This window comes from Streptomyces sp. A0642 (assembly GCF_004795105.1).
In the GTDB taxonomy this organism is placed as follows: Bacteria; Actinomycetota; Actinomycetes; order Streptomycetales; family Streptomycetaceae; genus Streptomyces.
The window spans coordinates 1-20,481 of record NZ_SSBL01000006.1 but is presented as its reverse complement, the minus strand read 5'-3'; the positions used below and the strand labels follow the sequence as shown (position 1 = coordinate 20,481).

The following is a 20,481-nucleotide window of genomic DNA, read 5'->3' as shown; positions in this document are numbered from 1 at the left end:
CCGCACGCGAGGGCGTCGGCCACGCCACATCGGTGCCAGGAGCGCCGCAGTCGTGCTACATTGCCCTCGGTACATGTGCATGCCTGTCCTTCAGGCTCCGGTACCGGATCACCTTCACCACGCTGATGCGCCCGTCGTCTCCGACCGGCGATCCGGCTTCCTCGTCTTACTTCCTTCACACCGGTCCGGGCTCTCCCACCGGTGTTTCCCTGCCCGTCGTCCGGGGCGTGAGTTCTCCGCCCCGTCCCAGCCGGGCCCCTTCATTCGCATGTCCGCGAGAGGACCACCCCGCATGACCACCACACTCGAACACCCCGTCACCACCACCGCCCGGCCGGCGGCCGCCACGGCCGCCCACGGCATCCTCGACCTGGGACAGCAGGGGCACGGCTCCCTGCGCGGCCCGGCCGGCCACCCCGCGCCCGGAGACGTCCAGGTCCCTGCGGCACTCGTCCGCCGGTACGGCCTGCGCAAGGGCGATGTCGTAGAGGGCCTCTGCGAGCGGCCCCGGGTCCTCGGCTCCGTCGCACGCGTCAACGGGCTGCCCCCGCAGTCACTGCGGGGCCGGCCGCACTTCCGTGACCTCACCCCGCTCCACCCCCGGCAGCGGCTGCGCCTGGAGACGCCGTCCGGCGGCCCCTCGACGCGCATCGTCGATCTCGTCGCCCCGGTCGGCAAGGGGCAGCGCGGGCTGATCGTCGCCCCGCCCAGGACCGGAAAGACGGTCCTGCTCCAGCAGATCGCGGCCGCCGTCGCCGAGAACCACCCCGAGTCCCATCTGATGGTGGTGCTCCTGGACGAACGACCCGAGGAGGTCACCGACATGCGCCGCTCGGTACGCGGCGAGGTCTACGCCTCGACCTTCGACCGGCCCGCCGGGGAACACATCGCCCTGGCGGATCTCGCCCTCGAACGCGCCAAGAGGCTCGTCGAGCAGGGCCGCGACGTCGTCATCCTGCTGGACTCCCTCACCCGGCTCTGCCGGGCCCACAACCATGCGGCGGGCAACGGCGGACGCACCCTCAGCGGCGGTGTGGACGCCGCCGCCCTGACCGGTCCCAAGCGGCTCTTCGGCGCCGCCCGGCTCACCGAGGAGGCCGGCTCCCTGACCATTCTGGCGACGGCGCTCGTCGACACCGGGTCCCGGGCGGACGAGTACTTCTTCGAGGAGCTGAAGGGCACCGGAAACATGGAGCTCCGGCTCGACCGCTCACTGGCCGAGAGGCGCGTCCACCCCGCGGTGAACATCGCCGCTTCCGGTACCCGCCGCGACGAACTCCTCGTATCCGCGGAGGAGTTGGCCGCAGTACGCGGACTGCGCCGGGCCCTGCACTCCAGGGACGCGCAGACCTCCCTGGAGACGCTGCTGGAGCGGGTCCGCAAGACGGCGGACAACGCCGCCTTCCTGCGCCTGATCCGCACCACCGTTCCGTCGGTCTGACAGGGCCCGTCGCCGGCTCACGTCATCCGGGCGTTCAGGGACGCGGTGTGCTCACGCACCTGGTCCGGGGAGAGATAGCTGTCCGTGTACTCGAAGTCCCGCAGGGTCGCGGGCTTGCGGGCCTGGAAGCCGGTCCGGACGAAGTCGTCACCCGCCGTCGCGTTGATCAGCCAGTTGGCCATGACACGCGCCTTGGCCACATTGGTCCGCAGCGCCGACCAGTGGTAGCCGCGGGCCACGGCCTGGGCGGTGATGCCGTGCATCTCGATGCCGAGGGGCTTGGAGACGGCGTCCTTGCCGCCGAGGTCCACGACGAGTCCGAGGTCCTTGTGCACGTACGGGCGCAGCGGCTGGTGCCGGAGCGTGGCCAGCAGGTTGTCTGCGAGCTTGCGGCCCTGGCGCATCGCGTGCTGGGCCGTCGGCGGGCAGACCGCGCCGTCCCCCTTGGCGAGGTCCGGCACGGCCGCCACGTCGCCGAGGGCGAACATGCCGTCGAAACCGGGCAGGCTCATCTCGGGAGTGACCGCCAGCCTGCCGCGTACCGTCTCCGCGTCGAAGGTGGAGACGAGCGGACTCGCCGTCACACCCGCCGTCCAGATCAGCGTGCGGCAGGGCAGTTCCCTGCCGTCGGTGAACTTCACCTTCTCCGGGCCCGCTTCGGCGATCGAGACGCCCAGCGACACCTCGATGCCGCGCTCCCGCAGCACCTTCAACGCGCTTTCGCCGAGCTTGTCGCCCAGTTCGGGCATCAGCTTCGGGGCGATGTCGATCAGGTGCCACTTGATCAGTTTCGGGTCGAGGCGGGGGTAGTGACGCACCGCGTTGCTGGTGAGGCGTTGCAGACAGGCCGCCGTCTCGGTGCCCGCGTACCCGCCGCCGACCACCACGAACTGCAGCCGGGAGGCCCGCTCCTCCTCGTCGCTGCTGGCGTCCGCGAGGTCGAGCTGGGCGATCACGTGGTCCCGTACGTAGGCCGCCTCGGCCAGCGTCTTCATCCCGCGGGCGTTGTCCAGCAGCCCGGGGATGTCGAAGGTGCGGGTGACGCTGCCCGGGCTGAGCACGATGTAGTCGTACGGCTCGTAGACCACTTCGTCCGTGATCTTGCGGATGACGCAGACCTTCGCCTTGGGGTCCACTCCGATCGCCCCGCCGGGAATGATGCGGGTGCGGTGCCGACTGCTCCGTCGCAGTGACACCGCGACCGACTGGGGGGTGAGGACGCCGGAGGCGACCTGGGGCAGCAGGGGCAGGTAGAGCTGGTACGAGAACGGGGCGACGAGCACGATGTCCGCTTCACCCGGGCGGAGCCCGCGCTCCAGACGGCGTACGCACTCGACCCCGGCAAATCCGGCTCCGACAACGAGAATCCTGGGTCGTGCCACAGTGTTCGTCCCTTCTCGGGGTCTGCACGGTCGTCCGTTCGCCTGCCCCGTCACACGCGCCCGTCACCTCTCATCTTCACGAAGCGGGCGCGAGTCCGCCTGCTGGGACGGCGGAACGGACGACCGGCGGGTCATCTGGCCAGGTAGGTCCAGGCCGTGCAGGCGCCGCCCGCCGTGCTCGCGAGCACGGCGCCGGCGACGCAGCGGGCCCTGAGCCTGCGGTAGCGCTCGCTGTACTCGCCGCGCAGTTCGGCGGCGCGGACCGAGACGCGTACGAGCATCGCCCGTGAGACGGCGGCCCGGTCGGCGGTGTAGACCCGCTCCACGTCCTCGCGCTGGGCCCTCGTCAGCCACGGCAGCTCGTCCGTGAAACGACGGGCGCACCTGCGCGCCTGGGCGATCTCGGCGTTCCACAGCAGATAGCCCTCCATCTGGGCCAGGCCGCGAGCGCTGTCCTTCTCGGGATCGGTCCCCATGCGCCTCTCCTCTTTCCCGGCCCTGCCGCTCACGCCTGCTTGTCCCCCGGCGCCACCGTCACGGAACGGTCGGTGCGGTTGATGACGTCGTCGAGCTCGCGGACCGCGGGGTGGTGGAGGTCGAAGGCCGGGGACTCGGAACGGATCTTCGGCATGGTGACGAAGTTGTGCCGCGGCGGCGGGCACGAGGTCGCCCACTCCAGCGAACGGCCGAAGCCCCACGGGTCGTCGGCCTCGATCAGCTGTCCGTACTTCGCCGTCTTCCACACGTTGTAGAGGAACGGCAGCATCGAGAGGCCGAGAACGAACGAGGAGATCGACGAGATCGTGTTCAGCGCGGTGAAGCCGTCGGCGGCCAGATAGTCCGCGTACCGGCGCGGCATGCCCTCGGCGCCCAGCCAGTGCTGCACCAGGAACGTGCCGTGGAACCCGACGAACAGGGTCCAGAACGTCATCTTCCCGAGCCGCTCGTCCAGCATCTTGCCGGTGAACTTGGGCCACCAGAAGTGGAACCCGGCGAACATCGCGAACACCACGGTGCCGAAGACGACGTAGTGGAAGTGCGCGACCACGAAGTACGAGTCGGAGACGTGGAAGTCCAGCGGCGGTGACGCCAGGATGATTCCGGTCAGACCGCCGAAGAGGAACGTCACGAGGAAGCCGGTGGACCACAGCATCGGCGTCTCGAAGGACAGTGAGCCCTTCCACATCGTGCCGATCCAGTTGAAGAACTTCACCCCGGTGGGCACCGCGATGAGGAACGTCATGAAGGAGAAGAACGGCAGCAGCACCGCGCCGGTGACGAACATGTGGTGCGCCCACACGGTGACCGAGAGGCCGGCGATGGAGATCGTCGCGGCCACGAGGCCGATGTAGCCGAAGACCGGCTTGCGGCTGAAGACGGGGATGATCTCCGTGACGATCCCGAAGAACGGGAGCGCGATGATGTACACCTCCGGATGGCCGAAGAACCAGAAGAGGTGCTGCCACAGGATCGGGCCGCCGTTGGCCGCGTCGAAGACGTGGGCACCGAACTTCCGGTCGGCCTCGAGCACCAGGAGCGCCGCGGCGAGCACCGGGAAGGCCAGCAGGACCAGCACAGCCGTCAGCAGGACGTTCCAGGTGAAGATCGGCATGCGGAACATCGTCATGCCGGGTGCGCGCATGCAGATGATGGTGGTGATGAAGTTGACCGAGCCCAGGATCGTGCCGAAGCCGGAGAAGGCCAGCCCCATGATCCACAGGTCACCCCCGACCCCCGCCGAGCGCACGGAGTCCGTGAGCGGGGAGTAGGCGAACCAGCCGAAGTCGGCCGCGCCGTTCGGGGTGAGGAAGCCGGCCACCGCGATGAGCGAGCCGAAGAGGTACAGCCAGTACGCGAACATGTTCAGCCGCGGGAACGCCACGTCGGGCGCGCCGATCTGCAGCGGCATGATCCAGTTGGTGAACCCGGCGAACAGCGGCGTCGCGAACATCAGCAGCATGATCGTGCCGTGCATCGTGAACGCCTGGTTGAACTGCTCGTTCGACATGATCTGCGTGCCCGGGCGGGCCAGCTCTGCACGCATGAAGAGCGCCAGCACCCCGCCGAAGATGAAGAACGCGAACGACGTGATCAGGTACAGCGAGCCGATCGTCTTGTGGTCGGTGGTGGTCAGCCACGTGACGACGACGTTTCCCGGCTCCCTGCTGTGTACCGGAAGTTCGTTGGCGTACGACTCCTCTTCGTCCGTCGGCCCTGTCGTTCCCGTCGTCGTCACTGGGACGCTCCTTCGGTTGTCATCCGCGGGTGGACTGCGCACCCGGCGTGGCGCCGCTCCAGCGGGGGTCGGCCGAACGGCCCTTCCCGCGCGCCGCGCGTGTTTCCGTTGCAGCAAACCAGCCACGGTCCGTCCGGGCGCGGCCCGGCACCCGTCGCGGCGTCACTTTCACTCGTCAGGGTGTCCCCAGGCCCGCTCCGGCCTTCGCGCGCGCGAGGATGACGAAACAGCTCCGCCCCGGTCGACGGAAGGCCGGCCGGGGCGGAGCTGTCACAAGGTGCGTGCGGAGAGAGGCGCGGGCCCCTCCCCCGGGTCACCTCAGGCGAGGCTCGCGATCGCCTGGTTGAACGTGGCCGACGGGCGCATCACGGCCGCCGCCTTGGCCGGGTCGGGCTGGTAGTAGCCACCGATGTCGGCCGGCTCGCCCTGGACGGCGATCAGCTCGCCGACGATGGTCTGCTCCTGCTCGGCCAGCGTCTTGGCGAGCGGGGCGAAGGCCGTGGCGAGCTCCGCGTCCGCGTTCTGCTGCGCCAGCTCCTGGGCCCAGTACAGGGCGAGGTAGAAGTGGCTGCCGCGGTTGTCGATGCCGCCGAGCTTGCGGCTGGGCGACTTGTCCTCGTTCAGGAACGTGGCGGTGGCCCGGTCCAGCGTGTCGGCGAGGACCTGGGCGCGCGCGTTGTCCGTGGTCTGCGCGAGGTGCTCGAAGCTGACCGCGAGGGCGAGGAACTCGCCCAGGCTGTCCCAGCGCAGGTAGTTCTCCTTGACGAGCTGCTGGACGTGCTTGGGCGCGGAGCCGCCGGCGCCCGTCTCGAACAGACCGCCGCCGTTCATCAGCGGGACGACCGAGAGCATCTTCGCGCTGGTGCCGAGTTCCAGGATCGGGAACAGGTCGGTGAGGTAGTCACGCAGCACGTTGCCGGTCACCGAGATGGTGTCCTCGCCGCGGCGGATGCGCTCCAGGGAGAAGGCGGTGGCCTCCTGCGGCGACATGATCTCGATCCGCAGACCGTCGGTGTCGTGGTCGGCCAGGTAGGTCCTGACCTTCTTGATGAGTTCGGCGTCGTGCGCGCGGCCCTCGTCGAGCCAGAACACGGCCGGGTTGCCGGTCGCGCGGGCGCGGGTGACGGCGAGCTTGACCCAGTCCTGGATCGGCAGGTCCTTGGTCTGGCACATCCGGAAGATGTCACCGGCCCCCACGGCCTGCTCCAGGACGGTGTCGCCCGCGGCGTCGACGACCCGCACCGTGCCCGTGGCGGGGATCTCGAAGGTCTTGTCGTGGCTGCCGTACTCCTCGGCCTTCTGCGCCATCAGGCCGACGTTGGGCACCGAGCCCATGGTCGAGGGGTCGAAGGCGCCGTGCGCGCGGCAGTCGTCGATGACGACCTGGTAGACACCGGCGTAGCTGCTGTCCGGCAGGACGGCGATGGTGTCGGCCTCCTGGCCGTCCGGGCCCCACATGTGGCCGGAGGTGCGGATCATGGCCGGCATGGAGGCGTCGACGATGACGTCGCTGGGGACGTGCAGGTTGGTGATGCCCTTGTCCGAGTCGACCATCGCCAGGGCGGGGCCCTCGGCGAGCTCGGCCTCGAAGGACGCCTTGATCTCGGCGCCCACGTGCGGCACCGAGTCGAGGCCCTTGAGGATTCCGCCGAGGCCGTCGTTCGGGGTGAGACCCGCGGCGGCGAGGACGTCGCCGTACTTGGCGAAGGTGTTCGGGAAGAAGGCGCGGACCACGTGGCCGAAGATGATCGGGTCGGAGACCTTCATCATCGTGGCCTTGAGGTGGACGGAGAACAGCACGTCCTCGGACTTGGCCCGGGCGATCTGTGCGGTGAAGAACTCACGCAGCGCGGCGACGCGCATGACGGCCGCGTCCACGACCTCGCCGGCCAGGACCGGTACGGACTCGCGGAGCACGGTGGTGGTGCCGTCGTCGCCCACGAGCTCGATGCGCAGCGAGCCGGGCTCGGCGATCACGGCGGACTTCTCGGTGGAGCGGAAGTCGTCGACGCCCATGGTGGCCACGTTCGTCTTCGAGTCGGCGGTCCAGGCGCCCATGCGGTGCGGGTGGTTCTTCGCGTAGTTCTTGACCGAAGCGGGGGCGCGGCGGTCGGAGTTGCCCTCACGGAGGACCGGGTTGACCGCGCTGCCCTTGATCTTGTCGTAACGGGCGCGGACGTCCTTGTCCTCGTCGCTCTGCGGGTCGTCCGGGTAGTCCGGAAGCGCGTAGCCCTGTCCCTGCAGCTCGGCGATCGCGGCCTTCAGCTGCGGGATCGAGGCCGAGACGTTGGGCAGCTTGATGATGTTCGCACCGGGAGTGGTGGCCAGCGCGCCCAGCTCGGCGAGAGCGTCGTCGATGCGCTGGTTCGCCTCGAGGTGGTCGGGGAAACTGGCGATGATCCGGCCCGCCAGGGAGATGTCACGGCTCTCCACGGTGACACCGGCCTTCGAGGCATAGGCCTCGACCACGGGCAGGAAAGAATACGTCGCCAGGGCCGGGGCCTCGTCGGTGTGTGTATAGATGATGGTCGAGTCAGTCACCCTGTGCTCCGCTCCACGTCTGCAACATTGCTTGACATCAAGATATCTCGTGATCGCCGCTGTCTCGACAGGGCCCCGCCCCCTCCGTTCCGGAACCGCCCGTACCGCACACGCTGCACGGATTTGCGGTCTCCGCACCGCCCTGGCAACGTGCGGCGGCATGAGCGCGGAGAGCGGACACGATGAGGCGCTGGCGGAGGCGGTACGGCTGCGCGCACTGCGGACACCACAGGCCCACGAGCGCCTGCTGAGCCTGGCCGCCGGGCATCCCGGCCACGCGGGGATCGCCTACCAGACCGCCTGGGCCCACGACTCCCTCGGCCTGGAGGCGCAGGCCGTGCCGTTCTACCAGCGCGCGCTGGACGGCACCGGCCTCCCGGCCGAGGACCGCCACGGCGCCTTCCTCGGACTCGGCAGCACCTTGCGGGTGCTGGGACGGTACGAGGAGGCCCGCGCCGTGCTGGGCCGGGGCCTGACGGAGTTCACGGACGACGCCGCCCTGCGCACCTTCCTCGCCATGACGCTGTACAACCTCGGCGAGGCGCGCGAGGCCGTGAGCACCCTGCTCAAGGTGACGGCGGCCACCTCCGCGGACCCTGGCATCCAGGCGTACCGCCGGGCGGTCGAGCACTACGCCGATCGCCTCGACGAGACGGAGTAGGGACGCTCAGGGGCGGTGCCGCGGAGGGACCTGTTCACCCGCCGCAACGGGACCGGGCGGGGTGCCGTCGCCGAACGGCCGGCCGCCGAGCTGCTCGCGGTGGTGCGGGGTCAGGAAGCCGGAGAGGTCCGGCCCCGCGGGCACGATGCCGGTGGGGTTGATGCCGGTGTGGACGCGGTAGTAGTGCTGCTTGATGTGGTGGAAGTCGACCGTGTCCCCGAATCCGGGGGTCTGGTAGAGGTCCCGGGTGTACGCCCACAGGACCGGGTCCTCGGTCAGTTTCGAGCGGTTGCACTTGAAGTGGCCGTGGTAGACGGCGTCGAAGCGCACCAGTGTGGTGAAGAAGCGGATGTCGGCCTCGGTGATCGTGTCGCCGACGAGGTAGCGCTGGCCCGCCAGCCGTTCCGATACCTGGTCCAGGCGGCTGAAGAGCGCCTCGTAGGCGTTCTCGTACGTGCTCTGGCCGTCCGCGAACCCGGCCCGGTAGACGCCGTTGTTGACGTCGCGGTAGATCCCGTCCATCACCTCGTCGATCTCCTCGCGGAGCGGCGCCGGGTAGAGGTCCGGTGCTCCGGGGCGGTGCAGCGCGGTCCATTCGGTGGCGAGGTCCAGGGTGATCTGCTGGTAGTCGTTGGTGACGAGCCGGCCGGTGGGGACGTCGACGATCGCGGGGACGCTGACGCCGCCGGGGTAGCCGCGCTCCCGGGCGTCGTACGCCTCGCTCAGATAGCGGATGCCGAGTACGGGGTCCCGGCCGTCCGGGTCGAGGGTGAACCGCCAGCTCCGGTCGTCCTGCAGCGGGTCGGCGACGGCCAGCGACAGGGCGCTCTCCAGACCCAGCAGCCTGCGGGAGACCAGGGCACGGCTCGCCCAGGGGCAGGCGCGGCTGACGACGAGGCGGTAGCGGTCCGCCTCGACGGGCCAGCCGTCGCGCCCGTCGGCGGTGATGCGGTCGGCGAAATGGCTACGGGACCGTTTGAAGGGTTTGTGTCCGTACGAACTGTTGCCGTCCTGCGCGGTGCCGTCGTCGTGGGCGGCGCTGTCCGGGTCGTTCATCGCGTCTCCTTGGGGTCGGCCCGTGAGGGCGCGGACTGCTGCTCCGTACGGTCTCTGCCCCGCCGCGGCCCGCGTACGTCGGCCAGCGCCACGAGGAGTCCGGCGAGCACGAACGCGACCGAGACGATGAGCCCGTGGTCGTAGGCGGTGGACCATGCCTGGGAGCCGACCTGGGCGAAGAAGACCGAGCCGACGGCGGCGATTCCGATCGCGGAGCCGACGCGCTGGCCGGTCTGCAGGGTGCCGCCGGCGCTCCCCGCGGTGGCCACCGGCACCTGCGACAGGGTCAGGGTCTGGTTGGGGGCGATGACGAGGCCGCTGCCCAGCCCGGCCACCAGCAGCGGGACGGCCATCGCCCATCCGGCGCCCCGGCCCGGCACCAGGTGGACGGCGAGCGCGGTGGCCGCCAGTCCGACCGCGACGGTGGACATGCCCGCGACGACGAGTGGACGCCCGTAGCGGCCGACCAGTCTGCCGCCGGGTCCCGCGGCGACGGCGGACCCGAGGGCGAACGGCGTGATCGCCAGGCCCGCCTGCAGGGCGGTGTAGTGCAGCCCGCTCTGGAGGTAGAGCGTGGTGATGAAGAAGATCGAGGTGAATCCGGCGAAGTACAGCAGAACCAGCAGGCAGCCGAGCCAGTAGGAACGGACCCGGAAGAGCCTGAGGTCGACGACCGGCTGGGTGCCGCGGCGACCGCACCGGGACTCCCAGGCGACGAACGCGACGAGCAGAACGGCGGCGACCACCAGGAGCAGCCACTTGCCGTTGCCCGGCCACTGATGGGCCTGGACGAAGGGCAGCAGCAGGGCCAGGACCCCGGCGCCCAGCAGCAGGATGCCCAGGGGGTCGAGGTCGCGCAGCCGCACCGGCCCCGCGGAGGGAGTGTCCGGGAGCAGCCGCCGGGCCAGCAGGAGGCAGACGAGCCCGAGCGGCAGGTTGACGTAGAACACCCAGCGCCAGCCCTCCTCGGCCCCCGCCGCCTGGATGAGCAGCCCGCCGAGCAGCGGGCCGACGGCCGTGGAGATGCCGACCACCGTGCCGAACATGCCGAAGGCCCGGCCCCGCTCGCGCCCCGAGAACATCTGCTGGATGAGAGCGGAGATCTGCGGTGAGACCAGACCGCCGGCCAGCCCCTGGACCAGCCGGGCGACCACCAGCCACGTACTGGACTGGGCGGCGCCGCACGCCGCGGACGACAGGGTGAACAGGACCAGCCCGGCCATGAACACCTCGCGGCGCCCGCGCGCGTCGCCGAGGCGCCCCGCGGGGATCAGGAAGAGGCCGAAGGCGAGCGCGTATCCCGAGAGCACCCACTGCAGATCGGACTCGGGGGTGTGCAGCCCTTCGCGGATCGACGGCAGGGCCACGTTGACGATGGACACGTCCAGGAGGGTCATGAAGCCCGCGACCAGACAGACCGCGAGCGCCTGCCAGCGCCGGGGATCGGGGGCGTCCGCTCCGGCGGCGGAACCCGCATCCCGCCCCGCAGAACCCCGGTACCCCGCGCTCTCTGCCATGGCTCGCACACTAGGGCGCAGGCCGCGATTCCTCATCCCGGCAGGGCCACCCGGAGCACCGGCCGGTGGTTTCCGGCCACCCACCAGGACTTCCCCCGCGCATGCTTGTATCTGCAAGCTTATCGCCCCTACAGTGCGGCATATGCAGTCCTACACCATTGGGCAGGCCGCTCGCCTGCTCGGCGTCAGCCCGGACACCGCACGGCGCTGGGCGGATGCCGGCCGTGTCGCGACCCACCGCGAGGAGGGCGGCCGCCGCCTGATCGACGGCCGCGACCTGGCCGCGTTCTCCGTCGAGGTCGCGCAGAACGGCGCCGGCGAGGAGGAGGTCTCCTACACCTCCGCGCGCAATGCCTTCCCGGGCATCGTCACCGCGGTCAAGCTGGGGGACGTGGCGGCGCAGGTGGAGATCCAGGCCGGGCCGCACCGGCTCGTGTCACTGCTGACCCGGGAAGCCGTCGAGGAGCTGGGGCTGGAGGTCGGCATGACGGCGACCGCCCGGGTCAAGTCGACCAGTGTGCACATCGACCGCACCTGACCCGTCCTCCCGTCCGGCCCACCGCGAGCCACCGTTCGCGCCTCACGGGCGGCACCCCGTCCGCCCGAAGCCCCAGGGATCCACGATGAAACGTCTCCGCGGCCGCCCAGCGCGCCCCCGCACGCCCATCGCCCTGGCGATCCCCGCGCTCCTCGCCATCGCGTTCCTGCTGATGCCTCTGATCGGGATCCTCGCCCGCACGTCCTGGGGCGACGTCGGAGCCCATCTCAGCAGCCCGGGCACGACCGAGGCGCTGCGGCTCTCCCTCGTCGTGTCGTTCTGGTCGCTCGGTCTCTCCCTCGTCCTCGGTGTCCCGCTGGCCTGGCTGCTGGCGAGGACCGACTTCCCCGGCAAGGCGTTCGTCCGCTCACTCGTCCTTCTGCCGATGGTGCTGCCGCCGACCGTGGGCGGTGTCGCCCTCCTCCTGGCCTTCGGCCGGCGCGGGCTCCTCGGCCCGTGGCTGGAGGACACCTTCGGCATCACCTTCCCCTTCCACACCTCCGGCACGGTCCTCGCGGCGACCTTCGTGGCGATGCCGTTCCTGGTCATCAGCCTGGAAGGGGCGCTGGGCGGACTGCACGCGCGGTACGAGGAGACGGCCGCCTCCCTGGGCGCCTCACCGTTGCGGGTGTTCCTCACGGTCACCCTGCCCATGGTCGCGCCGGGGCTCGTCGCCGGAGCCGCCCTGACCTGGGCCCGGGCACTCGGCGAGTTCGGCGCGACCATCACGTTCGCGGGCAACCTCCCGGGGACCACTCAGACGCTTCCGCTCCAGGTGTACCTGCTGCTCCAGGAGTCCCCCGAGGCCGCCACCTCGGTCTCCCTGCTGCTGCTCGCCCTCGCGATGATGGTGCTGATCGCGCTGCGCGGACGCTGGACGGGGGCGCCGGCCCGCCACAGCCGTCCCGCGGTGCCCGCCCCGGAGGAACCGGCGCCGTTCGTCGCACCGGCGGCCCCCGACGGCGCGGCGGTACGGGAGGAGTGGGCGCTGCACGCCGAAGTCACCGGGTTCAACCAGCTGACGCTCAGCGCAGGACCCGGCACCACCCTCGCCGTCGTCGGGCCCAACGGCGCGGGCAAGACCACTCTGCTGCGGGCGCTGCTCGGCCTCACGCCACGCTCACGCGCCCGGCTGCGCCTCGGGGACATCGACGTCGGCGACCTGCCCCCGCACCGGCGCGGGGTCGCCTGGGTACCGCAGGACGGCGCGCTCTTCCCGCATCTGACGGCCCTCGGCAACACGGCGTACGGGCTCCGCGCCCACGGGGTGCCGCGCCGCGAGGCCCGCCGCCGCGCCCAGGAATGGCTCGACCGGCTCGGCGTCGGTCACCTCTCCGCGCGCCGCCCGTCCCAGGTCTCCGGTGGCCAGGCGCAGCGCGTCGCCCTGGCCCGGGCTCTCGCCGCCCGGCCCCGGCTGCTGCTCCTGGACGAGCCGCTCGCCGCACTCGACCAGACCACCCGTGCGCAGGTGCGGCACACGCTGCGCACCCATCTCGACGGCTTCGGCGGCGTCTGTCTGATCGTCACCCACGACCCCGTGGAAGCGGTGTCCCTCGCCGACCGGGTCCTCGTGCTCGACGAAGGCCGGGTCCTGCAGGACGCGCCGCCGCCGGAGGTGACCCGTCATCCCCGCTCCCCCTGGGTGGCGCGGATGCTGGGGCGCAACGCCTGGCCGGGCACGGCCACCGCGGAAGGGCTCGCCCTGTCCGGGGGCGGCCGGCTCGTCGTGGCGGAACCGCTGCCCGTCGGTACTCCGGCGCTCGCGGTGATCGCGCCGGAAGCCGTCTCCGTGCACCGCGAGAAGCCGGCCGGCAGCCCGCGTAACGTCTGGCCCGGAACGGTCCGGGAGATCACGTCCAGCGGGAGCCGGCTGCGGGTCCTGGTCGCGTCGGACCGGGCCCCGGACCTCGTCGCCGAGATCACGCCGCAGGCCGCAGCCGAACTCGGCCTCGCCGACGGGGTCGCGGTGTGGACCGGCGTGAAGGCCACGGAGGCGACCGTCGTACCGCTGTGAGGCGGAGTGCGGCGTTCGCTTCCCCGCTGAGACGCGCCGCGGCCCTGCGGCCCGTCCGTCAGGCCGTGCCCTTCTTGGCCGCGTCGAGGATCTTCACGACGGTGTGGAAGAAACGCGTCGTCGCGTCGTGGCCGAGGACGCGCTCCTGGAAGCCCTTCGCGGCCGGCGCCTTCCCCTTGATCAGGTACCAGACGACGAAGGCGTCGCATCCGGCGCTGCCGATGATCTCCATGTCCTTCTTCGGGGAGAGCATCGGCAGCGCGAGCTCCGGATCGACCGGCCGGGTCGTGAACACCACGCAGCAGCGCAGGTCGTCGGTGACCGTCACGTCCTTGAACGGATCGAGCGCGATGAGCGCCTCCAGTTCGGGCACCGTACGCAGGCAGACCGCGACCTCGTAGCCGAGTGTCCGGGTGAGCTCGTCGCGGATGCGCGCGCCGAGCGCGCCCCGGTCGGTCTCCTCGGACTCGAAGAAGACGTTTCCGCTCTGGATGTAGCTGCGCACGGAGCCGAACCCCATGTCCGTGAACAGACTGCGCAGGTACTCCATCTTCACCGAGCGGCCCGGCACGTTCAGCCCGCGCAGGAACGCGATGTACAGCAAGTCCGATCACCTGTCCGCTGGAGGAGGGGAAGCACGCCGGCGCCCGACAGCGTAGCCCGCGCGCCGTTCGCCGGGGGGGAAGGCAGGCCCGCGCGCTCCGGCTGTGCCGCCGCCGGTCTACGCCGTATCCGCAAGCGCACGCCGGGGGGTCGACTGCGCGATGCCCGTCACCGTACCGGTCAGCGCGACGCACAGGACGGCGGCGCCGACGGCCACGAAGACCGTGGTGACCCCGAAACCGGCCGCGGCCGCCGTGGCGGCGGCCGCGCCCAGGGGGCCGAGTGCGGAGTGGATGGTCCAGAACGTGGAGGTGACCCTGCCCAGCAGCGGGCTCGGGGTCACCTCCTGGCGGAGCGACATGGAGGAGATGCCGGCGACACCGGTACCCATGACGTTGAGCGTCATCAGGACGGCGATCACCGGCACGCTCCGCGACAGCCCCAGACAGGCGACGGCGGCCCCGGCGAGCGCGAAGGCCGCGATCCAGCTCGCCCCGAACCCCATCCGCGCACGGACCCGGGCGACGACGGCGGAGGCGAGGAACGTGCCGACCGTCCCCGCCGCCAGCACATAGCCGACCGTGGTGTCGCCGTGGCCGAGATCGTGCTTCAGGAGGTAGATCACGAGGTCCGTCGTCCCGTAGGTGAGGAAGGTCAGCAACGAGAGCAGCACGGTCAGCGGGCGGAGGACCGGGTGCGCCCACAGGAACCGTGCACCCGCCCAGAACTCCCGCCGCACCCCGCCGCGTCCGGCCCCCTCTGCGGCCGCGGCCGCGTCGACGCGCGGGGCCGGGCGGATCCTGACGAACAGCACGCCGAGGGCGGAGACCGCGAAGGTCACGGAGTCGATGCCGATGGCGGCCGCGGGACCGGCGGCCGCGGCCACGAAGCCGGCGAGTGCCGGGCCGGCGACTCCGGCGACGGCGAAGGTGGCGAAGAGGTGCCCGTTGGCCCGCGCGATCTGGTCCGGCGCCACGAGGGCCGGAACCACGGTCACATAGGTGACCTGGAAGAGCATGGAGAAGACGCCGACGACCGGCACGAGGGTGTAGATCAGCCAGAGCGGCGTCGCGAACAGCCAGACCAGCGGAATGATCGCGTAGAGCAGACAGCGGGCGGCGTCGCTGATCATCAGGAGCCGCCTGCGGTCGAACCGGTCCGCGACCACACCGGCGAAGACCCCCGTGATGATCGAGGCGACTCCCGTGAGGCCCGTGACCACCCCCATCTGGACCACCGACCCCGTGCTGTGCAGCACCAGGAGCGGAATCGCCACGTACGAGAAGGAGTCCCCGAGGGCGGACAGGGACTGGATCACCAGGAAGACGCGGTAGGCGCGATTCCTCCGGAGCGGGAGGGAGACGGGCTCCCCGGCCGCCGCCGTCGCCGCCTCCCTCTCCGACGGTTCACCTGCATTCACCACGTACCCTCCTCGATGCCGCCCGGCCGCCGACGGTATGCGGGCCGGCCCCGGAGGGCCCGTCATTTTCCGGTCGCGCGACGGGCCTCGGGTGCGAGCGGACCGGGTGCGGTTCTTCGCACGGGGCCTTCGGCGTCCTACGGTGGTGGTCCAGCGCCGCCAGCCTTCCTGGGAGATTCCGTTGCGCATGCTGATCAACGTCCCCGAAACCGTGGTCGCCGACGGGCTGCGCGGCATGGCCGCCGCCCACCCCGAACTGACCGTGGACGTGGAGAACCGTGTCGTCGTACGACGCGACGCGCCCGTGGCCGGAAAGGTCGCGCTGGTGTCCGGGGGCGGGTCCGGGCACGAGCCGCTCCACGCCGGGTTCGTCGGCCCCGGCATGCTGTCGGCCGCGTGCCCCGGCGAGGTGTTCACCTCACCCGTACCGGATCAGATGCTGCGGGCGGCCGCCGCCGTCGACAGCGGCGCGGGCGTGCTGTTCGTCGTGAAGAACTACACGGGCGACGTGCTCAACTTCGAGATGGCCGCCGAACTCGCCGACGAGGAAGGGGTGCAGGTCGCCCAGGTGCTCGTGAACGACGACGTGGCGGTGACCGACAGCCTCTACACGGCAGGGCGACGGGGCACGGGAGCGACCCTCTTCGTCGAGAAGATCGCCGGGGCCGCGGCGGAGGAGGGAGCGCCGCTGGAACGGGTGGCGGCCCTCGCGCGGCAGGTCAACGAGGCGTCACGGAGTTTCGGGGTGGCGCTGACGTCGGTCACCACGCCCGCCAAGGGCTCCCCCACGTTCGACCTGCCGCCCGGCGAGCTCGAACTGGGAGTGGGGATCCACGGCGAGCCGGGACGGGAACGCCGCCCGATGATGACCTCGCGGGAGATCGCGGACTTCGCGGTGGACGCGGTGCTGGAGGACCTCCGGCCGCAGAGTCCGGTCATGGTGCTGGTCAACGGCATGGGTGCGACACCGCTGTTGGAACTGTACGGATTCAACGCCGAGGTGCAGCGGGTGCTCTCCGAACGCGGCGTCGTGGTGGCCCGTACCCTCGTGGGCAACTACGTGACCTCGCTCGACATGGCGGGCTGTTCCGTGACGCTCTGCCAGGTGGACGAGGAGCTGGTACGGCTCTGGGACGCACCGGTGCAGACACCCGCCCTGCGCTGGGGCCGCTGACCCGTACGGCCTCGCACGGGAAGGCCGATCCATCCGACGCACCGAGGAGCGCATGTGCTCGACGCCGAATTCTTCCACCGCTGGATGACCACGACCGCTGCCTCCGTCGACCGTGAGGCCGCCCGCCTGACCGAACTCGACTCCGCGATCGGGGACGCGGACCACGGCAGCAATCTGCAGCGCGGGTTCACCGCGGTCTCCGCCGCCCTCGGCAAGGAGCCCCCCGGGACTCCGGGCGGCGTCCTCACGCTGGCCGGGAGGCAGCTGATCTCGACCGTCGGCGGGGCGTCCGGGCCCCTGTACGGAACGCTGCTGCGGCGCACGGGCAAGGCACTGGGCGACGCGCCCGCCGTCAGTGCCGATGAGCTCGCGCGGGCGCTCGGGGAGGGCGTGGCGGCGGTGGCCCAGCTGGGCGGGGCGCAGGCCGGCGACAAGACGATGCTCGACGCGCTGCTGCCGGCCGTCGAGGCGCTCGGGACGTCGTTCGAGGCGGGGCGGGACGCCGCACAGGCGGGCGCGGAGGCGACGGTCCCGCTGCAGGCGCGCAAGGGCCGGGCGAGCTATCTGGGTGAACGGAGCATCGGGCATCAGGACCCGGGGGCCACATCGGCCGCCCTGTTGATCGCCGCGCTGGCGGAGACCGCCGCGGCGGCCGGAGGCGACGCGTGAGCGCGGGCAAGCAGGTCGGGATCGTGCTGGTGTCGCACAGCGGGGCGGTGGCCGAGGCGGTCGCGGAACTCGCGAGGGGGCTCGCGGCGGGCGGGGCGACGGCGCCGGTGGCGGCGGCCGGCGGCACACCTGCGGGCGGTCTCGGGACGAGCGCGGAACTCATCGCGGAGGCCGCCCGGACGGTCGACGGGGGCGCGGGGGTCGCGGTCCTCGTCGACCTGGGCAGCGCCGTGCTGACGGTGAAGGCGATGCTGGCCGAGGGGGACGAACTCCCGGACGGGACACGGCTGGTCGACGCGCCGTTCGTGGAGGGCGCGGTGGCGGCAGTGGTCACCGCGTCGGCCGGCGGCGACCTCGACGCCGTGGCGGCCGCGGCCTCGGAGGCGTACGACTACCGCAAGGGGTAGGCGGCCTGTCGTCCGGGCCTTCGCGGGCGGTGGCGCGGACACTTGACGGCATGACACCCCACAGCGCCGGTCTCCTTCTGTTCCGCCGTCGTGGCGCCGGCTTCGAGGTCCTCGTCGGGCACATGGGCGGTCCGTTCTGGGCGCGGCGGGAGACCGCGGCATGGTCGGTGCCCAAGGGCGAGTACGGAGGCGAGGAGGGGGCGGAGGCGGCGGCCCGGCGGGAGTTCGAGGAGGAGTTCGGCCGTCCCGTGCCGGACGGGGTGTGGCTGCCGCTGGGTGAGTCGCGTCAGGCAGGCGGCAAGACCGTGACGGTGTGGGCGGTGGAGGCCGACCTCGATCCGGCGGCGGCGGTCCCGGGGACGTTCACGATGGAGTGGCCGCGGGGTTCGGGTGTGCAGCGGGAGTTCCCGGAGATCGACCGTTTCGCCTGGTGTGCGCCGGAGGTCGCCGCCGAGCGGCTGGTCAAGGGGCAGCGGATCTTCGTGGACCGGCTGCGGGATCGTCTGGCGGGCGGACCGGCACGCGCCGTCCCCGACGACGGGGGCTGAGCCCGGGCCCGCCCCGTCGTCGCGCGTGGCCGTGGTCAGGTGCGGGCGACGGGCCTGCCCGCGTGGAGGTCCAGCCGGTCGCCCGTGAAGCGGCTCCGGAAGCTGCGGTCGTGCGAGACCACCACGACGGCTCCCTCGTACGCCGCCAGCGCCGCCTCCAGTTCCTCGACCAGGGCCAGGGCGATGTGGTTGGTCGGTTCGTCGAGAACCAGCAGATCGGCGGGCCGGGTGACCAGCCGGGCCAGTGCCAGCCTGCGCTGCTGTCCGACGGAGAGGGCGGCGACCGGGACGTACAGGTCGTCCGGGCGGAAGAGGCCGAGCGCGAGGAGCATGCCGGTGTACTCGTCGGCGTGGCCGGGCCGTCCGGCCGCGAAGGTGTCCAGCAGGGTGCGGCGCGTCGGCCGGGCCGGGAGCTCCTGCGGGAGGTAGCCGATCCGGGCCCGACGGCGCACTGTGCCCGTGTCGGGGGCGAGGTCGCCCGCGAGGACCCTGAGCAGGGTCGACTTCCCGGCCCCGTTGGGCCCGTTGACGAGCAGGCGCTGCCCGCCGTGCACCCGCAGCGCGGGCATGTCCAGCCGGTCGCCCACCGATACGGACGCGAGTTCCACCAGCGGCCCGGGGCGCCTCGCCGCGTCGGAGGCCAGGGTCGGTGCGGCGGAGAACCGCAACGGCCGGGGCGGGGCCGGAACCGGCTCTCCGCGCAGCTCCTCCAGCCGTCTTCTGGCCGCTCGGACCTGGCCGGACAGCTTCGACTCGTGGGAGCGGCGATGCTTGCCCCAGCCCTCCCCGGGGTCCTTTCCGGTGGCGGCGAGCCGATGTCCCGAGGTGTTCACGAGTTCTTCGGTACGGGCCAGTTCGTCCAGCCACTCCTGGTGGTCCTGCGCCCAGCGGCGGCGGGCCGCCGCCCTCGCCGCGCGGTAGCCGTCCCAGCCGTCGCCGTACCGGGCGACGCTGCGCAGGTCGCGGTCGACCTCGACGATGACGGTGGTGGTCCGTTCCAGGAACGCGCGGTCGTGCGTGATCACGACGAGGGTGCCGCGGTGGGCGCGCAGCTGGTCCTCCAGCCAGGTGACGGCCCGGAGGTCCAGGTGATTGGTCGGCTCGTCGAGCAGCAGCAGTTCGGGGCCGGACGCCAGGACGCAGGCGAGCGCGAGCCGGGACTGCTCACCCCCGGAGAGGCTGCCGAGCGTGCGCTCCCGGGTGAGGTGCCCGAGTCCGAGGCCGTGCAGTGCGGCCTCGGTCCGGGCGTCGGCCCGGTAGCCGCCGCGCTCTTCGTACTCCGCCAGCAGGTCTCCGTACGCGGCGAGTTGGGCGTCGTCGGCGCCGCCGGGGGCGGCGAGTGCCGCCTCGGCGTCGCGGATCCGCCGCTCCAGCGCGCGCAGTTCGGCGAGGGCGGCGTCGACGGCGTCCTGGACGGTGCGGGCGGGATCGAGGGCGAGCGTCTGCGAGAGGTGGCCGATGCCGCCGTGGAAGCGGACGGTGATCTCGCCGCTGTCCGGCGTCTCGGCGCCGGCGATCAGCCGCAGCAGGGTGGACTTCCCGGATCCGTTCTCGCCGATGACACCGACGTGGTCGCCGGGGCGGACGGTGAGCGACACCTGGTCGAGGACGGCCCGGTCTCCATACGCCTTGGAGACGTCCTTGAGGGTCAGCTGGGCGTGGGCGTGCGCGAGGGGCATGGCGGCGTTTCCCTGGGGGTGCGTGCCTCGGCGGCCCCTGACGGGGCGCGGCGGGCGGGGCTTCCGGACGGATCCGAGGGAGGGCGGCAGGCCGCGTGGCCCGGGCGTCGGCCGACGACGTCCCGGCGGTGCGCGGCGGCGGCCCTGCGCGGCGTCAGCGGAAGAAGTAGGACGAACCCATGGGGGGAGTGTAGCGGCGGCGGGGTGGCGGCTTCCACGTCTTTGAGCGGCCCTGCGGCCTCCTTACCCCTTGCCGCCAGCGCCTCGGCCGTCGCGGAAGCCGGACCGGGCGTTACGGGCTCTCGCCCTGCGCGACCTCGATGCTGCTGTGCAGGTCGTACGTGGCGTCGAGTGCCGCCGCGCCCGAAACGGCCAGACAGATCAGCAGGGTCGCGGCGGCGGCCCGGCCCACGCGGGAGGCCGTGGCGCCCTTGCCGAGCAGGGCGGCGACCCGGCGCGGGACGGGGCCGGCGGCGGCCGGTACTCCCGCGGCCGTGGTGGGCGTCCGGGACGGCTCCGCGGAGGGTGCCGGGGTGGAGGGGGCGAGTCCGCTGCCGAGGGCCCGGGCGAACAGCGGGCTGTTCTCGTACGGACG

Annotated in this window: 17 protein-coding genes and 1 pseudogene; 8 read left to right on the top strand and 10 right to left on the bottom strand. The window is 71.9% G+C overall.

Annotation, left to right across the window (positions count from 1 at the left end):
* Positions 1–292: 292 nt before the first annotated feature.
* On the top strand, positions 293–1,441 hold the full coding sequence (gene rho / locus E6R60_RS13735; RefSeq protein WP_136326822.1) for a transcription termination factor Rho: 1,149 nt from the start codon (positions 293–295) through the stop codon (positions 1,439–1,441).
* A gap of 17 nt (positions 1,442–1,458) precedes the next feature.
* Here the strand turns inward: rho and E6R60_RS13730 are convergent, their stop codons facing one another.
* From E6R60_RS13730 to E6R60_RS13715, 4 genes are all read right to left on the bottom strand, one after another.
* Complete coding sequence (locus E6R60_RS13730; RefSeq protein ID WP_136326821.1) at positions 1,459–2,823, bottom strand: NAD(P)/FAD-dependent oxidoreductase; 1,365 nt, start codon at positions 2,821–2,823, stop codon at positions 1,459–1,461.
* A 131-nt stretch (positions 2,824–2,954) separates the two neighbouring features.
* Positions 2,955–3,299: a hypothetical protein gene (locus E6R60_RS13725; protein ID WP_136326820.1), complete on the bottom strand. Its 345-nt coding sequence runs from the start codon at positions 3,297–3,299 to the stop codon at positions 2,955–2,957.
* A gap of 29 nt (positions 3,300–3,328) precedes the next feature.
* Entirely contained in the window at positions 3,329–5,059 is a 1,731-nt protein-coding gene (gene ctaD, locus E6R60_RS13720; RefSeq protein WP_136326819.1) for a cytochrome c oxidase subunit I, read from the bottom strand.
* Positions 5,060–5,377: 318 nt separating this feature from the next.
* Positions 5,378–7,600 (bottom strand): NADP-dependent isocitrate dehydrogenase, encoded by a 2,223-nt coding sequence (locus E6R60_RS13715; protein ID WP_136326818.1) that lies wholly within the window; start codon positions 7,598–7,600, stop codon positions 5,378–5,380.
* Positions 7,601–7,760: 160 nt separating this feature from the next.
* Here E6R60_RS13715 and E6R60_RS13710 point away from each other — a divergent pair, with 160 nt between their 5' ends.
* On the top strand, positions 7,761–8,261 hold the full coding sequence (locus E6R60_RS13710) for a tetratricopeptide repeat protein (RefSeq protein ID WP_136326817.1): 501 nt from the start codon (positions 7,761–7,763) through the stop codon (positions 8,259–8,261).
* A 6-nt stretch (positions 8,262–8,267) separates the two neighbouring features.
* Here the strand turns inward: E6R60_RS13710 and E6R60_RS13705 are convergent, their stop codons facing one another.
* Entirely contained in the window at positions 8,268–9,317 is a 1,050-nt protein-coding gene (locus E6R60_RS13705; protein WP_136326816.1) for a glutathione S-transferase C-terminal domain-containing protein, read from the bottom strand.
* On the bottom strand, positions 9,314–10,834 hold the full coding sequence (locus tag E6R60_RS13700) for an MFS transporter (RefSeq protein ID WP_136326815.1): 1,521 nt from the start codon (positions 10,832–10,834) through the stop codon (positions 9,314–9,316). The genes E6R60_RS13705 and E6R60_RS13700 overlap by 4 nt, the downstream gene beginning before the upstream one ends.
* Positions 10,835–10,976: 142 nt before the next feature.
* Here E6R60_RS13700 and E6R60_RS13695 point away from each other — a divergent pair, with 142 nt between their 5' ends.
* Together E6R60_RS13695 and E6R60_RS13690 are read left to right on the top strand one after the other, a co-directional pair.
* A complete protein-coding gene (locus tag E6R60_RS13695) occupies positions 10,977–11,372 on the top strand; it encodes a helix-turn-helix transcriptional regulator (RefSeq protein ID WP_136326814.1) in 396 nt (131 codons plus the stop codon).
* An 85-nt stretch (positions 11,373–11,457) separates the two neighbouring features.
* Positions 11,458–13,386, top strand: coding sequence for an ABC transporter permease (locus E6R60_RS13690; RefSeq protein WP_136326813.1), 1,929 nt, complete (start codon positions 11,458–11,460; stop codon positions 13,384–13,386).
* A 58-nt stretch (positions 13,387–13,444) separates the two neighbouring features.
* Here the strand turns inward: E6R60_RS13690 and E6R60_RS13685 are convergent, their stop codons facing one another.
* Together E6R60_RS13685 and E6R60_RS13680 are read right to left on the bottom strand one after the other, a co-directional pair.
* Positions 13,445–13,990 carry a DUF1697 domain-containing protein gene (locus E6R60_RS13685; RefSeq protein ID WP_136326812.1) on the bottom strand — a complete coding sequence of 182 codons (546 nt, stop codon included), beginning with the start codon at positions 13,988–13,990 and terminating at the stop codon, positions 13,445–13,447.
* A gap of 117 nt (positions 13,991–14,107) precedes the next feature.
* A complete protein-coding gene (locus E6R60_RS13680; RefSeq protein WP_240802543.1) occupies positions 14,108–15,412 on the bottom strand; it encodes an MFS transporter in 1,305 nt (434 codons plus the stop codon).
* Positions 15,413–15,590: 178 nt separating this feature from the next.
* On the opposite strand from E6R60_RS13680, the gene dhaK reads away from it, so the two are divergent.
* From dhaK to E6R60_RS13660, 4 genes are read left to right on the top strand one after another with little or no spacing between them, the layout of a single operon-like run.
* Positions 15,591–16,583 (top strand): dihydroxyacetone kinase subunit DhaK, encoded by a 993-nt coding sequence (gene dhaK, locus E6R60_RS13675; protein WP_136326810.1) that lies wholly within the window; start codon positions 15,591–15,593, stop codon positions 16,581–16,583.
* Between the two features lie 54 nt (positions 16,584–16,637).
* Entirely contained in the window at positions 16,638–17,252 is a 615-nt protein-coding gene (dhaL, locus tag E6R60_RS13670; RefSeq protein WP_136326809.1) for a dihydroxyacetone kinase subunit DhaL, read from the top strand.
* Positions 17,249–17,659, top strand: a complete 411-nt coding sequence (locus tag E6R60_RS13665) for a PTS fructose transporter subunit IIA (RefSeq protein WP_136326808.1) — start codon at positions 17,249–17,251, stop codon at positions 17,657–17,659. Before dhaL ends, E6R60_RS13665 begins: the two co-directional genes overlap by 4 nt.
* 50 nt (positions 17,660–17,709) lie before the next feature.
* Entirely contained in the window at positions 17,710–18,207 is a 498-nt protein-coding gene (locus tag E6R60_RS13660; protein WP_136326807.1) for an NUDIX domain-containing protein, read from the top strand.
* Between the two features lie 35 nt (positions 18,208–18,242).
* On the opposite strand, the gene abc-f is transcribed toward E6R60_RS13660, so the two are convergent.
* Together abc-f and E6R60_RS36680 are read right to left on the bottom strand one after the other, a co-directional pair.
* Positions 18,243–19,886 carry a ribosomal protection-like ABC-F family protein gene (gene abc-f / locus E6R60_RS13655; protein ID WP_136326806.1) on the bottom strand — a complete coding sequence of 548 codons (1,644 nt, stop codon included), beginning with the start codon at positions 19,884–19,886 and terminating at the stop codon, positions 18,243–18,245.
* 292 nt (positions 19,887–20,178) lie between these two features.
* Positions 20,179–20,481 (bottom strand): annotated as a pseudogene (locus E6R60_RS36680) (hypothetical protein); the annotation flags it as partial.

Excerpts from the sequence above, each read along its gene's own strand:
- rho (WP_136326822.1), top strand. The coding sequence starts at position 293 with ATGACCACCACACTCGAACACCCCGTCACCACCACCGCCCGGCCGGCG.
- E6R60_RS13725 (WP_136326820.1), bottom strand. The coding sequence starts at position 3,299 with ATGGGGACCGATCCCGAGAAGGACAGCGCTCGCGGCCTGGCCCAGATG.
- E6R60_RS13710 (WP_136326817.1), top strand. The coding sequence starts at position 7,761 with ATGAGCGCGGAGAGCGGACACGATGAGGCGCTGGCGGAGGCGGTACGG.
- E6R60_RS13705 (WP_136326816.1), bottom strand. The coding sequence starts at position 9,317 with ATGAACGACCCGGACAGCGCCGCCCACGACGACGGCACCGCGCAGGAC.
- E6R60_RS13700 (WP_136326815.1), bottom strand. The coding sequence starts at position 10,834 with ATGGCAGAGAGCGCGGGGTACCGGGGTTCTGCGGGGCGGGATGCGGGT.
- E6R60_RS13695 (WP_136326814.1), top strand. The coding sequence starts at position 10,977 with ATGCAGTCCTACACCATTGGGCAGGCCGCTCGCCTGCTCGGCGTCAGC.
- E6R60_RS13690 (WP_136326813.1), top strand. The coding sequence starts at position 11,458 with ATGAAACGTCTCCGCGGCCGCCCAGCGCGCCCCCGCACGCCCATCGCC.
- E6R60_RS13660 (WP_136326807.1), top strand. The coding sequence starts at position 17,710 with ATGACACCCCACAGCGCCGGTCTCCTTCTGTTCCGCCGTCGTGGCGCC.
- abc-f (WP_136326806.1), bottom strand. The coding sequence starts at position 19,886 with ATGCCCCTCGCGCACGCCCACGCCCAGCTGACCCTCAAGGACGTCTCC.